Consider the following 13,983-nt stretch of genomic DNA (forward strand, 5'->3'; position numbering starts at 1 on the left):
GCCAAAGCGTTTTGAAATGATGAAAATGAGTGATGAAAGCACTTTGAACTTATGCAAATACTGTTTATGTATTTACAGAGGTTGTTTGTCACAATTGTTTTAGAAACGGAACAATCATTAATAGGTTTACAGAAATTAATCGAAAAATGAAAAAGAGATTTTTGAGATATGCAAAACATATCATTATCACATTTGTAGTAATAGGAGTTATTGCTGTTTCATTCGGATTGTATCACGGAGCCAGTTTTCGGTATGCGGAAAATCCTGAAATGATGAATTGGGATAAAGATGGCCCATATATTTTTGATAAAAATGACAGCGTTGTAACTGTAAATTACGTTAGAGGAAATCAAAATGACGGATTTTATTTAGACCAAAAAGATTATCCTTTGGATCCAAAAATTCCTGTGTCTTGTTATTTTCCATTAGATTCTACCCATTTTGAATTTACCATCAACAACAAAATCGAAATTCCGAAAAACACTTACGACGACAACGCTAAAATTTTAGCTATTTCTGATATTGAAAGCGGTTTTAAAACCTTTCGAGATTTTTTAATTACCAATAAAGTTGTTGACAATAAGCTAAATTGGACATTTGGAAATGGCCATCTTGTTTTGCTCGGAGATTTTGTAGATAGAGATTTTTCAACTACGCAAGTGCTTTGGTTTATTTACAAATTGGAGCAAGAAGCAAAAGAAAAAGGCGGAAATGTTCATTACATTTTGGGAAACCACGAATTGAAAAATATGCAGGGAAATTTTGAAAATACTTCGCTCAAGTATTATCACGTTGCTTCTATTTTAAAAAAGCAACAAACCGAATTGTATAGTACCAATTCATTTCTTGGAAGATGGATATCGAGCAAAAATTCAATTGAAAAAATTAACAAAATTCTCTTTGCACATGGCGGAATACATCCAGATTTAGCAGGTTACAAAACAAATTTGGACGAAATCAATCAAATTATTCGTAGCAATTATTATAAGCCTTACTATCCGAATCCGCAGAAAAATTTGGAGCAATTGTTAATTTCTTCTCACAAAGGAATTGCATGGTACAGAGGCTATTTTAAAGATGATTTGACCCAGAAAGAAGTAGAACGAGGATTAAATAAATTCGGTGCAAAATCAATAGTTGTTGGGCATACACTACAATCAAAAGTCAATAGAAAATACAAGGAAAAAGTAATAGGAATTGATGTAAAACACCCAAAAGATTACTCTAAAAGTCTTCCCAACCAAAAATCAGAAGGTCTGTTGATTGAAGGAAATAAATATTACAGAGTTTTGCATAATGGAGAAAAGAAAGAGATATAGAATGAACCTCTTTATATTAAATCACCAAAAATCCCTATTTAATCTAATTGTGCTTGCATTGCAGGTGTTTTTTGCTCTTGGCATTGATTTATCTTAGACCAGTTAAACCTTAAAATGAGTTTCCGTTGCATTTGTAGCACGCAACGGAAACTAAACTACTACCCATTTTTTTTATTTAATGGTTTCTAATTTCTGAATCATTGCTTTTGCCGATTCCGAATTTGGATCTAACGCTAAAGCCTTCTGATATGATTTTAATGCATTTCCTTTATCGCCGTTTATCAAGTAGGCTTCACCCAAACTATCCCAATTATTTGCATTATTTGGAGATATTTTCACGTTTTCCTGAAATACTATAATCGCATTATCAACGGATTTTTCTTTCAAAAAGGCGTAACCAATTTTATTCAAAAAATCATTCTTATTGCTTTTAACAGTTTTATTAATGGCGTCTATGTAAGCACATCTGCAAAAGAAAGGAAATTGCTATAATGCCTTTGAAGCGATGCAGTTTTTAAATGAAAACGCAGTAGACTTGTTGTTTTTGGATATTAATATGCCCAAATTATCTGGTTTCGATTTTTTAAAAATCCTGCCCAATCCGCCCAAAATAATTGTGACGACAGCTTACAAAGAATTTGCTTTAGAAGGGTATGAACTCAATATTTCCGATTATTTATTAAAGCCATTTAATTTTGAGCGATTTGTAAAAGCGATTAACAAAACTATTTCTACTGTTCAAAATAAGAAAGATATACCGACCTTATCAACGACTGAAACCAAAGCAGATGCCGGTAGTATTTTTTTAAAAGGTGATAAAAAACACCATCAAATTCATTTTGAAGATGTATTATTTATAGAAGCTTACGGACATTTTATCAAAGTTTATTTAAAGAATGAGATGATTGTTAGCCCTCAAAAAATTTCAGATTTTGAAAAGTTGCTTCCTAAATTAGAGTTTATAAGAACCCATAAATCATTTATTGTTGCCAAAAATAAAATCAAACAAATTGAAGGTAATAGGATCTTAATTGAAGTGCACAAAATACCAATTGGACAAACCTATAAAGAGAACATCAATCAACTGTTAAGTTGAATCTTCAATCAAAATTAATATTCGTTACAAAGGCAATATCAGTGATGTACGCTAAAGAAACCATTCTAATATTTCATTTACAAAATTTCCCACTTAATGATATTACAATTCTTTAAATGGCATTCTAAAAATCAATGCGGCAGCTTATCTCTGAAATATCCATAGACCCAAGTTCCGAGAACAGCACTCAACAAAGTAATAATAACAGCAAAAGCTCCTGTTCCAATCTGTGCGAATAAAGGACCGGGACAAGCTCCGGTAATTGCCCAGCCAAAACCGAAAATCAAACCTCCGTAAATCTGTCCTTTGTTAAAAGTTTTAGGAGCAATTGAAATTTTTTCTCCGTAAATGGTTTTTATTTTGAATTTTTTGATGATCCAAACGGAAATCGTCCCCGTCACAACTGCGCTTCCAATCACGCCATACATGTGAAATGACTGCAAACGGAACATTTCCTGGATTCTGAACCAGCTGATAATTTCAGCTTTCACAAACACAATTCCGAACAAAACACCAATTATTAAATATTTCAAATTGTGATACCATTTATGCTGAAGATGACTTTCGTTGGTACAAATGGTATCTTGGTGACGTATATCTTTTTCTTTTGTCATTATTAAATACATTTAGAGTGAAAGAATGATTGGCAAAATCACATTTGCCATTAAAAAACCGCCAATCATAAAGCAAATTGTTGCTACCAAAGACGGCCATTGAAAATTGGAGAGTCCCATTATCGCGTGTCCGCTGGTACAACCTCCGGCATATCTTGTTCCGAAGCCTACGAGAAATCCGCCGACAACCATCAGAATGAATCCTTTCAACGTCAATAAACTTTCAAAATTCATCAGTTGGGTCGGAACAAGATTGCTGTAATCAGTAATCCCATAGGTTGCCAATTCTGCTTTAAGGTTTGGATTGACTGTAATTTCTCTGGTATTAACAAGAAAATGAGAAGCAATCGTTCCTCCGAAGAAAATTCCAAGGACAAAGAATAAATTCCAGGATTCTTTTTTCCAGTCATATTTGAAAAAACTCACGTTTGCCGGAATACAGGCTGCGCAAATATGTCGCAATGACGAACTGATTCCGAAAGATTTATTGCCTAAGATCAGCAAAGCCGGAACGGTAAGACCAATCAGCGGACCTGCAACATACCACGGCCAGGGTTCTTTTATGATATCTAACATTAATTTACTTATTTAATTCAAAATTAGTTCAAAACTTTACTTTGACAAACGAAATCGCTTTTGGGAACATCAGTTTGTGCGATTGCATTAAATCCACCTTCAATTTCGGTGAAATTTCTGTAACCTCTTGCCAGAAGAATGCTCGCCGCCATCATACTTCGATAACCACCTGCACAATGAAGGTAAAAATGATTGGTCGGTTCAATATGGTTAATCCATTCATTGATGTAAGCTAAAGGCTTATTGTAGGCTTTATCGACGTGTTCTGCTTCGTATTCACTTTCTTTTCGTACATCAATAATTTTCACCTCTTTATTTTCAATTTCCTTTTCAAAATCTGTAGCAGAAATTCGATGAACTTTGTCAATTTCTTTTCCGCTGTTTTTCCAGGCTTCAAAACTACCTTTCAGAAAACCTAAAACGTTGTCAAACCCTACTCTGCTTAATCTCGTGACCGTTTCCTCCTCATTATTTTCATCGGTAATTAATAAAATTGGTTGTTTTACATCTACAATCAAAGCGCCGACCCAAGGTGCAAAATCTCCATCTAAACCGATATTAATAGATTGAGGAACAAAACCTTTCGCGAAATTTTCATTATTTCTGACATCCAGAATCAAAGCTCCTGAATGTTCTGCCATTTCTTCAAATTCTTCAGGAGAAAGAGCGTGAAGACCTTTTGACAAAACCTCATCAAAACTCTCGTAGCCTTTTTTATTCATCGCTACATTCATCCCGAAATAGGCAGGCGGTGGAAGAAGCCCGTCTGTAACAGCTTTTATGAAGCTTTCTTTATCTTTTTGATTCAATGCATAATTGGTTTTCTTTTGATTACCCAACATATCAACCGTTTCTTTCTGCATATTTTTACCGCAGGCAGAACCAGCTCCATGAGCAGGATAAACGATAATTTCATTGTCCAGAGGCAGAATTTTTTTGTATAAACTTTCGTAAAGAAGCCCTGCCAATTCTTCCTGAGTCATATTCGCCGCTTTCTGAGCTAAATCCGGTCGACCGACATCGCCAAGAAATAAAGTATCTCCACTGAAAAGTGCTTTTTCCTTTCCGTTTTCATCAATTAATAAAAAAGAAGAGCTTTCCATTGTGTGTCCCGGCGTGTGCAGAACTTTTATTTTGATTTTCCCCACTTCAAAAATCTGATTATCTTCGGCAATAATCGCATTAAATTCTGGGTTTGCCGTTGGTCCATAAACGATTGGCGCATTTGTTTTTTTACTTAGATCAACGTGGCCACTCACAAAATCTGCGTGAAAATGGGTTTCAAAAATGTATTTGAGTTTTACATTGTCTTTTTCCAGTCTTTCGATGTAAGGCTGGGTTTCTCTTAAAGGATCAATGATTGCCGCTTCACCTTCAGAAACGATGTAGTATGCTCCCTGAGCGAGACATCCTGTGTAAATCTGTTCTATTTTCATTTTGATATTTTTTATTTAATTTTAATTTGATACAAATTTCCGTGTTTGAATTCTGTTGTACAGCTACTTTTGTTACATAAGAGTCTTAATTAATTATCTCCTATTTTGAAACACCGAATGATTGCAGCCCGACTTGAGCGGAGCTCTTTTTGTGAGGAGGAACGACGAGCAAAAAAGCGGGAGTGGAAGGCGGATAAAGCTGCCCAAATAATATTAGAAGAAAAGTTCTTTGATAATAATGTAAATTCCCATCACCAGAATAAACCATCCGAATGCAGGTTTCAGTTTTTTACCATCAATTTTCTTTGATAACTGAGAACCAATGATGATGCCGAAGATGGCGATTGCGGAAATGTTTCCTAATAAATTCCATTCGATTTTGATGTGATTCATTGATGAAAAAAATCCGATCAGAGAATTTAAAGAAATGATGACCAGAGAAGTTCCGATAGCGACTTTCATTGGCGTTTTCAGAAGATTGACCAAGGCAGGAATGATCATAAATCCGCCTCCTGCTCCTACCAAACCTGTCAAAATACCAACTACAGAACCTTCAGCTACTGCCAAAGGTGTATTGTTATTTTGTGAAGGGATTGTTTCTATTTTTAATTCCACGCTTTTCTGAATCATTTTGTAGGAAGCGGTAATCATTAATCCTGCAAATAGCAACAGAAGAAAAATGTCTTTGGTCACAATGAAACTTCCAAAAGTGAAAACTTCATTAGGAATAAGAGGTAAAAGATAATTTCTTGTTAGAAGAATAGAAACGATCGATGGAACGCCGAAAATGAAAGCTGTTCTCAGATTAACCAATCCTTTTTTAAAGTAAGAAACCGAACCAACCAAACTGCTGATTCCCACAATGAAAAGTGAATATTCTGTTGCCAGAAAAGCATCAATACCAAAAAGATAAACCAAAACAGGAACGGTAAGAATACTTCCGCCACCGCCGATTAGTCCTAAAGAAATACCGATAAAAATAGATGCTACATATCCGAAAATTTCCATTTTTTAACTTTTATAAAGCAAAAATGGATATATCTGTGAAGATGTACAGCTACTTTTGTTACACAAGCAAATTTAAATAGAATCTGAAAGGATAATTTTGTTTCTTCCTAATTTCAATTTACCAGAATCTTCCAACTGTTTCAAAAGTCTGGATACAACTACTCTAACTGTTCCGAGTTCATTGGCAAGCTGTTCGTGAGTGATTACGATGGTTTTAGATTGGGAGATTTCAGATTTTTTATAGAGCAGATTGAGTAGTCTTTCATCTACTTTTTTGAAGGCAATCGCATTGATAATATCGAGCAATTCTTCAAAGCGTTTGTGATACAGCCTGAAAATATAATCCAGCCATTCTGGATATTCTTTGATGAATAATGTAACTTTATCCATTGGTAAAAACAAGATCTCTGAATCTTCCTCCACCTCGGCTTTTACAATGCTTTTCTCATTGTGCATACCTCCCAAAAACGACATAATGCAGCTTTCACCAGCTTTGATATAATAGAGTAAAATCTCTCTGCCGTCTTCTTCCGTCCTGATGACTTTTAACAATCCTTTCATTACAATAGGTATCGAGCGTATAGAAGCATTTTCATCCAGAATGATTTCGCCCTCCCGATATGTTTTCAAGATACCGTTTTGATAAAGCTTATCAGTTAATTCCTTAGAAGAACTGAATTCGGAAGAAATTATATTTGGATTCATTATGTGAAAATATGCTACGAATTTACATTAATTTGAAAGAATGTGATTGTTTAGACTCCTTGTTTTGAACTCAAACTTATTAATTAAGTCAGCAATTCTATACCGTGAAATATTTTTTCTAATAGCTTTGATTTTGTTGAATATTTACTGTTTTTAAAGAAATTCTATATTACATCCAAGATATTTGTAATAAAAAGATCATTATTATTTTTTTATTTTATCAATATTTGTAAATTTGCGTCAAAGGAAATGGTGCTCTTCCTTACCCAACCGCCTTAAAAAAGCTGATGACGCCTGATTACTACAATGTTAACACATTTAATCAGGTAAATTATGTCTAAAAATCAGCGTTCCAGATTCAGCAGCAGAAAAGCTCAGCTTCGTACAAAGATCTTCTTTCGGAAATATCCCAGTCTCCCTTATATTGCTAAATGGTTTTTAATTAGTTCCATTATTGGGATATGTGTAGGTTCTGCATCGGCAGGTTTTTTAGTGTCTCTGGATTGGGCTACCAATTTCAGAGAGAACCATTTATGGCTCATTGCCTTCTTGCCCATTGGCGGATTGCTGATTGGTCTACTCTACTATTATTTAGGAAAAGATATTGAAGCCGGGAATAATCTCTTGATCGACAGCATTCACAATCCAAAAGAAATCATCCCTTTCAGAATGGCTCCATTTGTTTATTTAGGAACTATTGCTACTCATTTTTTTGGAGGTTCAGCAGGTCGGGAAGGAACAGCATTGCAGATGGCAGGTGCTATTGCAGACCAGTTTACAAAACCCTTCAGACTCAATGAATCTGAGCGTAAAATCTTACTTATTTCAGCCATAGCAGCTGGTTTTGGTTCCATTTTCGGAACGCCTCTAGCGGGAGCGTTGTTTGGTCTGGAGGTCTTCCTGATAGGAAGAATAAAATACGATGCGATATTTCCGGCTTTTGCTTCGGCAATTCTGGCTGATCTGGTCACCAACCTCTTGCAGGTAAAACACACCCATTATCATATTGACCTTGTTCCCCAATTGGAAGCTTTACCTATCATTTACAGCATATTGGCAGGGATCTTATTTGGTTTGTGTGCAGCTACTTTCAGCAAGGTTATTCATCATATCACTGCGATTTTTAAAGCGAAAATTTCTTTTCCGCCGCTCCGTCCTTTTGTGGGAGGGATTATCGTCGCCGTTGCGGTTTTTACGATGGGAACCACGAAATATATCGGATTGGGTATTCCTACAATTGTAGAGTCTTTTGAGCAGCAGCAACCAATTTATGATTTTGCTTTGAAGATGGCTTTTACCATTATCACGCTTGCAGCAGGTTTCAAAGGCGGAGAAGTAACCCCTTTGTTTTTTATCGGTGCTACTTTGGGAAGTGCTTTATCGTTATTTATCCCTCTACCGACAGGACTTCTGGCAGGGATGGGATTTGTGGCGGTATTTGCAGGTGCAACCAATACGCCGCTTGCTTGTATGCTGATGGGAATAGAGCTTTTCGGTGCTGAAAGCGGAATTTATATGGCGATTGCCTGTGTAGTTTCCTATCTAATTTCTGGTCACAACAGCATTTACGGAAAACAGGTCATAGGAGAACCTAAACATATTAGATTTATAAATCAAGAAGGCAAAACCATTAATGACAAAGAAAAATAATGGAAAAGAAATATCTCATTTCAATGATTATTTTGAATCAAGGGCAAAAGTAGAAACTAGCGGATTCTGGAAAGGACTGTGCCAAATCTCTTATCTTTTTAAAGAAATAATTGGTCGAATAAAACTCCACTGGTCTTTGTTAAAATTTTCAATTTTAGATCATTTATTTTTTTAATTAATATTAATCATCGTAATATTGCAATATTAAATCATTATGGGAGCTACAAAGACGGATCACTTTACAGATCAACAAAATAAAATAGCAGTGATAGCAAAAGCATTGGGACACCCTGCCAGAGTTGCTATTATAGAATACCTGCTCAAGGTAAATACGTGTATCACGGGAGACATTGTTAATGAATTGCCTTTGGCGCAACCCACCATATCCCAGCATTTGAAAGAACTGAAAAATGCAGGTTTGATAAAAGGCAGTATCGGGGGTAATTCAGTATGCTACTGTATCGATGAAAATACTTTCGAGATACTGAAAGATTACTTTTCAAAAATCATTAATACCGTTACTGATCAGAAATGTTGTTGATGCATTTTTTTACTCTTAATCATCGTAATATTGCATTAATACAATATATTTTTAGACTTTTAAATCGCTTCCATTAAATTAAAAACAATTAAAACAAATAATATGACACTAGAACAAATAAAAGAGATCTTACCAACATTGGAGAATGTAGAGTTTCAATTGGAAGACGGCACTTTTGTGCCTGAGCATTTCCACGTGACGGAAGTCGGACAGATTAATAAAAAATTCATCGATTGTGGCGGAGTGATTCGTGAAGAATCAGTGGTCAATTTCCAGTTATGGAATGCAGACGACTATGAGCACAGGTTAAAACCCGGAAAACTGCTTAATATTATCAAACTTTCTGAAGAAAAATTAGGGATTGAAAATAATGAGATCGAAGTGGAATATCAAAGCAATACCATTGGTAAATATGATCTGGAGTTCAATGGGAAAGTTTTTGTTTTGAAAAGTAAAACTACTGCTTGTCTTGCTCAGGATGCTTGCGGAATTCCATCGGAAAAATTGAAGAAGAATTTGGCGGAACTGCCTGTCAATAATGCTAATACGTGTACGCCAGGCGGAGGCTGCTGCTAAATCAATTTCTATATGGAAGCATTCGACAAAAGATCGCATTGGGAAAACATTTACCAAAATAAACCTTTGGAAACAGTAAGCTGGTATCAGCCTGATCCCGAGACCTCTTTAAAATTCATCCGCCAGCTCAATCTGGCCACGTCCGCTAAGATCATTGATGTTGGCGGAGGCGACAGTTTTCTTGTGGATCATTTGCTTGAGTTAGGGTATGAAGATATAACAGTGCTTGACATTTCCCATACAGCAATAGAACGGGCAAAAGCAAGGCTAGGAAGCAAAGCTGATAAAGTACAATGGATCACCGCAGATATTTTGGATTTCAGACCAACAGAGCAATACGATTTTTGGCACGACAGAGCCGCCTTTCATTTTTTGACCGAAGAAAAAGGTGTGGATCATTATATAGAAACTACAGAAAATGCGGTCTCCAGAAATGGAATGATGGTAATCGGTACCTTTTCGAAGCTCGGACCAAAAAAATGCAGCGGTATCGATATTAAACAATATTCAGAACAGACAATGACAGATCGGTTTGAGAAATATTTTGAAGTGATTGAGTGTTTTTCTGTTGATCATAAAACACCTTTTGAAACCATTCAGAATTTTGTATTCTGCAGCTTCAAAAGGAAAAACACCATTTCTGATAATCCTTAATCTTACTGACAATAGCAAAACCATCATTTTAATCCGTATGGAACTGCTGCACGGAAGCCGAACCGACTGGGCTATGCTCTTGGGAAGCATTTTTTTATTGGTTAAAGGTGGAGGCTACTGGGCATTGGATAGTCGCTTCCGTTGCGATCATAACTGGCATGTTTCACAATGGGGAAAGAGACCATTACCGAATGGCGAACAATCATTATCGCATTGGTCAGTGCCTTTGTTGTTTTCAAATATAAAAAAATCAATAGTGCTTTCATCGTTTTAGGAGGTGCATTATTAGGTTATATTTTAATGAGTATCTAGTATTCTTATCATTAAAAAGAAGCCCATTTATCTATAACTAATAAAATAAATAAAAATGAACGAGACCATTTCAAATATCATAGAATCAATTTCTATAAACTCTATTACAGAGGAAAGAAAAACTGTTTTGCAGCCATTAGCAGATTACATCCAAAGTAAATCGGAAGCAGATAAGACAGTCAGACTGAATTTTATCTGTACACACAACAGCCGAAGAAGTCATCTGTCACAGATCTGGGCGCAAACAATGGCTTATCATTTTAATATTAAAAACGCATTCTGCTATTCCGGAGGAACAGAAGCTACCACAATGTTTCCAAAAGTGACTGAAACATTGGAAAATCAAGGGTTTCAGATTCAGATGCTGAGCGACAATGAGAATCCTGTCTATGCTGTAAAGTATGCAGAAAATGAAGCTCCTATCATCTGCTTTTCGAAAGAATACAGCAATGATTTTAATCCCAAAAAAGAATTTGGTGCGATTATGACCTGCGACAATGCTGATGAAGGTTGTCCTTTGGTTATAGGAGCAGAAGCAAGATTTCCTATCAAATATGATGATCCCAAAGCCTCAGACAACACGCCGGAACAGACGCAGATCTATGCTGAGAGAAGTTTGCAGATCGCCACAGAGATGTTTTATGTTTTCTCACAGGTAAAAAAATAAAATGGAAATAATACCAACAGACAAGAAGCATTTTCTAGACATAGCGGAAATATACAGGCAAGGGCTTGAAACAGGCAATGCCACATTTGAAACCACTGTTCCGACTTGGGAAGATTGGGACAAAAGTAAATTAAAGCACAGCCGATTGACTGCTATAATTGACAACACGGTTGTTGGCTGGGCTGCACTCTCGGCAGTAAGTGACCGATGTGTCTATGGTAGTGTGGCAGAATTGAGCATCTACATTTCCAATAATCATAAAGGAAAAGGCATAGGAAAAGTATTAATGCAAAAACTGATAGAAGAAAGTGAAAGGAACGGCATATGGACGTTGCAAAGCGGGATGTTTCCTGAGAATAAAGCAACAGTGTCTCTTCATCAAAGTTCGGGCTTCAGAATGATAGGTTATCGCGAAAAGATCGGAAAACTAAGAGATACTTGGCGTGACACCGTCATTATGGAAAGAAGAAGTAAAACAGCAGGAATAAATTAAAACTGTATGCAACCAAAATTAAAATTTCTCGACAGATACTTAACACTATGGATATTTCTTGCCATGGCAGTCGGAGTAGGCTTAGGATATATATTTCCCGAAATAACAAACATCACAAATTCGCTTTCTGTAGGAGCAACAAATATTCCGCTGGCAATTGGATTGATTTTGATGATGTACCCTCCCCTTGCAAAAGTGGATTACTCTTTATTGCCTGTTGCTTTTAAAGACAAAAAGGTAATCAGTATATCACTGCTGTTAAACTGGATCATCGGTCCCATATTGATGTTTATACTGGCCATTATTTTCTTAAGAAACGAGCCGGATTATATGGTAGGATTGATACTCATCGGTTTGGCAAGATGTATTGCAATGGTCATCGTGTGGAACGATCTGGCAAAAGGAAACAGAGAATATGCCGCCTTACTGGTCGCCTTAAATAGTATTTTTCAGATATTCACCTACAGTTTTTTTGTATGGTTATTCATCAATGTTTTACCAGGAAAATTAGGATTGGCCAATTTTAATGTCAGTGTATCAATGAAAGATGTGACGGAGAGTGTTCTCATCTACTTGGGTATCCCATTTCTGGCTGGTTTCCTGAGTCGCTATTTTTTAGTTAAATCAAAAGGTTTGGATTGGTACAACAGAAAATTTGTACCGGCAATCTCTCCCATAACCTTATATGCTTTATTATTTACCATTGTTCTAATGTTCAGCCTGAAAGGTGAAAAAATAGTAGAACTGCCAATGGACGTTGTCAAAGTTGCGATACCACTTGTGGTGTATTTTATATTGATGTTCTTTGTCAGTTTCTTCATCAATAGGTCGATGAAAGTACCTTATGACAAAAATGCCTCCATCGCATTTACAGCCACAGGAAACAATTTTGAACTGGCAATCGCAGTTGCGATCTCTGTTTTCGGCATCAACTCTGCGCAGGCTTTTGTAGGGGTCATAGGCCCTTTAGTAGAAGTTCCGGTTCTGATACTGTTGGTACGGGCAAGTCTATGGTTAAAGAAAAAATATTATTAGTAAACCCGTTGTGCATTTTAAAATATGTTTGATTTTAGATTGTTGATGTTTCATTTTCATTGATGAGCAGAACCGTTGTCAAAGCTGTAATGCTTGCTAATATTCTTGTTTTAAACCCTTCACAAGTTTTAGCATAGTTTCGCCTTATCATAAATTGGTCGCATAGTTGTGAAAATAGGGTCTCAATCCTTTTTCTATGGTAATGTGGTTAAAAATAGTTGGTGTTTTTGACTATTAAACCTTTTCTATGCTTTTCGAATAAGTAAAATTGGGGGGGGCATAATCTTTTTGATTAATTCTTTTTGGAGTTTCCAAAGTAATATTCGCATAATTAAACAAATCAATCTGTATCTATGATGAGAGATAGTCTTTGTCTCCGAGTAAAATGCAATGAGATAATTGTATACAATAGAGAATTATTATTATCCTTCTGAATGTAATTATTGGAGTCATACCAAAGTTCTTGGTTTGTACCTTTATAAGCTAAATCTTCTATTAATTTTTTTTACTTCCTCTCTCACAAAAGGGTGTAGTTTTTCAATTCTTTGTAAGGTTACTTTATCCATAATTTTAATTTCTTTGGAAAACAAATGTAGATTTGTAATACGCCAAAACTTGACGTGTTGGAAATAAAAAAGAAATAATTTTTAAATAAAAAATGAACTTTCTGTAAACACTAATTAATACATTAATGTGACAAAACCTGACGTGTTTTAAATTATTTAACTAGTTGATTTTTAGCTAAATAATGATGATGTTGAAAGTTTGACTAAACATCATATTCTGTTTTAAAAGCTATAGCTTTGTATTTTAAAACAGTCATTTTTAACATCATGTACGCTTTAGTAGATTGTAATATTTTTTTGTTTCGTGTTATAACAAGGTGTTTGTAATCAAAAGTAAATGTAATTTTAATCTATAAGTATTTGATTATTAAATATTGTTTTGATAATGTTGTAATGATAACAATCAAAATTAATGTGTATGCTAAGTAGTTCTAAATAATATTGGAAAAATATTATTTAATTTATTGGGCTAATACTTTTTTTGACAATCCAGAAATTTGTTGCTGTGTAATGTCGGGCGTACGATGTATAATAATTTTTCTTTTTGTATCAATAATATAATTATCCATTACAAACCAATATAGCTTGCGGAATTCACTCATCAAGTAAATTAGTTTTAAAATAAGTGGTTCTTGAATTTTCCTTCATATTTTCTTCAACAAAATCAATGTGATCATCCAAACATAAAATCAAAGTTGAATAGATACCACAATAAACTGTAGCTGAAACTTAGTG

General features: G+C 35.2%; 15 protein-coding genes, 2 pseudogenes and 1 riboswitch. Of the genes and pseudogenes, 10 read left to right on the forward strand and 7 right to left on the reverse strand.

From position 1 onward, the window contains the following. Nucleotides 1-146 precede the first annotated feature (146 nt). Entirely contained in the window at nt 147-1,319 is a 1,173-nt protein-coding gene (locus EAG08_RS04240) for a metallophosphoesterase (protein WP_129534372.1), read from the forward strand. A 171-nt stretch (nt 1,320-1,490) separates the two neighbouring features. Here the strand turns inward: EAG08_RS04240 and EAG08_RS04245 are convergent, their stop codons facing one another. Next, nucleotides 1,491-1,706, reverse strand: coding sequence for a tetratricopeptide repeat protein (locus tag EAG08_RS04245; protein ID WP_164998522.1), 216 nt, complete (start codon nt 1,704-1,706; stop codon nt 1,491-1,493). A gap of 118 nt (nt 1,707-1,824) precedes the next feature. On the opposite strand from EAG08_RS04245, the gene EAG08_RS04250 reads away from it, so the two are divergent. Next, on the forward strand, nt 1,825-2,415 hold the full coding sequence (locus tag EAG08_RS04250; protein WP_262696798.1) for a LytR/AlgR family response regulator transcription factor: 591 nt from the start codon (nt 1,825-1,827) through the stop codon (nt 2,413-2,415). A gap of 131 nt (nt 2,416-2,546) precedes the next feature. On the opposite strand, the gene EAG08_RS04255 is transcribed toward EAG08_RS04250, so the two are convergent. The 5 genes from EAG08_RS04255 to EAG08_RS04275 all read right to left on the reverse strand — a co-directional run bounded on the left by EAG08_RS04255 (nt 2,547) and on the right by EAG08_RS04275 (nt 6,754). After that, nucleotides 2,547-3,029, reverse strand: a complete 483-nt coding sequence (locus EAG08_RS04255) for a DUF6691 family protein (protein ID WP_228446766.1) — start codon at nt 3,027-3,029, stop codon at nt 2,547-2,549. A 12-nt stretch (nt 3,030-3,041) separates the two neighbouring features. Next, a complete protein-coding gene (locus EAG08_RS04260; protein WP_129534375.1) occupies nt 3,042-3,605 on the reverse strand; it encodes a YeeE/YedE family protein in 564 nt (187 codons plus the stop codon). 23 nt (nt 3,606-3,628) lie between these two features. Continuing rightward, entirely contained in the window at nt 3,629-5,041 is a 1,413-nt protein-coding gene (locus tag EAG08_RS04265) for an MBL fold metallo-hydrolase (protein ID WP_129534376.1), read from the reverse strand. A 213-nt stretch (nt 5,042-5,254) separates the two neighbouring features. Next, nucleotides 5,255-6,049, reverse strand: a complete 795-nt coding sequence (locus tag EAG08_RS04270; protein ID WP_129534377.1) for a sulfite exporter TauE/SafE family protein — start codon at nt 6,047-6,049, stop codon at nt 5,255-5,257. A 72-nt stretch (nt 6,050-6,121) separates the two neighbouring features. Beyond that, the gene (locus tag EAG08_RS04275; protein ID WP_129534378.1) at nt 6,122-6,754 is read right to left on the reverse strand and encodes a Crp/Fnr family transcriptional regulator; all 633 of its coding nucleotides are present in this window, start codon (nt 6,752-6,754) and stop codon (nt 6,122-6,124) included. A gap of 236 nt (nt 6,755-6,990) precedes the next feature. Further along, nucleotides 6,991-7,058: riboswitch (Fluoride riboswitch) on the forward strand. Between the two features lie 29 nt (nt 7,059-7,087). Between EAG08_RS04275 and EAG08_RS04280 the strand changes: the two genes are divergently transcribed. The 8 genes and pseudogenes from EAG08_RS04280 to arsB all read left to right on the forward strand — a co-directional run bounded on the left by EAG08_RS04280 (nt 7,088) and on the right by arsB (nt 12,682). Beyond that, nucleotides 7,088-8,404: a voltage-gated chloride channel family protein gene (locus tag EAG08_RS04280; protein WP_129534379.1), complete on the forward strand. Its 1,317-nt coding sequence runs from the start codon at nt 7,088-7,090 to the stop codon at nt 8,402-8,404. 214 nt (nt 8,405-8,618) lie between these two features. Then, a complete protein-coding gene (locus tag EAG08_RS04285; protein ID WP_129534380.1) occupies nt 8,619-8,945 on the forward strand; it encodes an ArsR/SmtB family transcription factor in 327 nt (108 codons plus the stop codon). A 102-nt stretch (nt 8,946-9,047) separates the two neighbouring features. Continuing rightward, nucleotides 9,048-9,521 (forward strand): DUF6428 family protein, encoded by a 474-nt coding sequence (locus tag EAG08_RS04290; RefSeq protein ID WP_129534381.1) that lies wholly within the window; start codon nt 9,048-9,050, stop codon nt 9,519-9,521. Between the two features lie 12 nt (nt 9,522-9,533). Then, on the forward strand, nt 9,534-10,175 hold the full coding sequence (locus EAG08_RS04295; protein WP_129534382.1) for a class I SAM-dependent methyltransferase: 642 nt from the start codon (nt 9,534-9,536) through the stop codon (nt 10,173-10,175). A gap of 131 nt (nt 10,176-10,306) precedes the next feature. Further along, nucleotides 10,307-10,487: pseudogene (locus tag EAG08_RS04305) on the forward strand (chromate transporter); the annotation flags it as partial. Nucleotides 10,488-10,542: 55 nt separating this feature from the next. Beyond that, nucleotides 10,543-11,154 carry a protein-tyrosine-phosphatase gene (locus tag EAG08_RS04310; protein ID WP_129534383.1) on the forward strand — a complete coding sequence of 204 codons (612 nt, stop codon included), beginning with the start codon at nt 10,543-10,545 and terminating at the stop codon, nt 11,152-11,154. A 1-nt stretch (nt 11,155) separates the two neighbouring features. After that, nucleotides 11,156-11,647 carry a GNAT family N-acetyltransferase gene (locus tag EAG08_RS04315; protein ID WP_129534384.1) on the forward strand — a complete coding sequence of 164 codons (492 nt, stop codon included), beginning with the start codon at nt 11,156-11,158 and terminating at the stop codon, nt 11,645-11,647. A gap of 6 nt (nt 11,648-11,653) precedes the next feature. Continuing rightward, nucleotides 11,654-12,682 (forward strand): ACR3 family arsenite efflux transporter, encoded by a 1,029-nt coding sequence (gene arsB, locus EAG08_RS04320; RefSeq protein ID WP_129534385.1) that lies wholly within the window; start codon nt 11,654-11,656, stop codon nt 12,680-12,682. A gap of 34 nt (nt 12,683-12,716) precedes the next feature. Here arsB and EAG08_RS04325 read toward each other — a convergent pair. Then, nucleotides 12,717-13,084: pseudogene (locus tag EAG08_RS04325) on the reverse strand (hypothetical protein); the annotation flags it as partial. Nucleotides 13,085-13,983 lie beyond the last annotated feature (899 nt).

It is taken from the genome of Chryseobacterium sp. 3008163, assembly GCF_003669035.1.
Classification (GTDB): Bacteria; Bacteroidota; Bacteroidia; order Flavobacteriales; family Weeksellaceae; genus Chryseobacterium.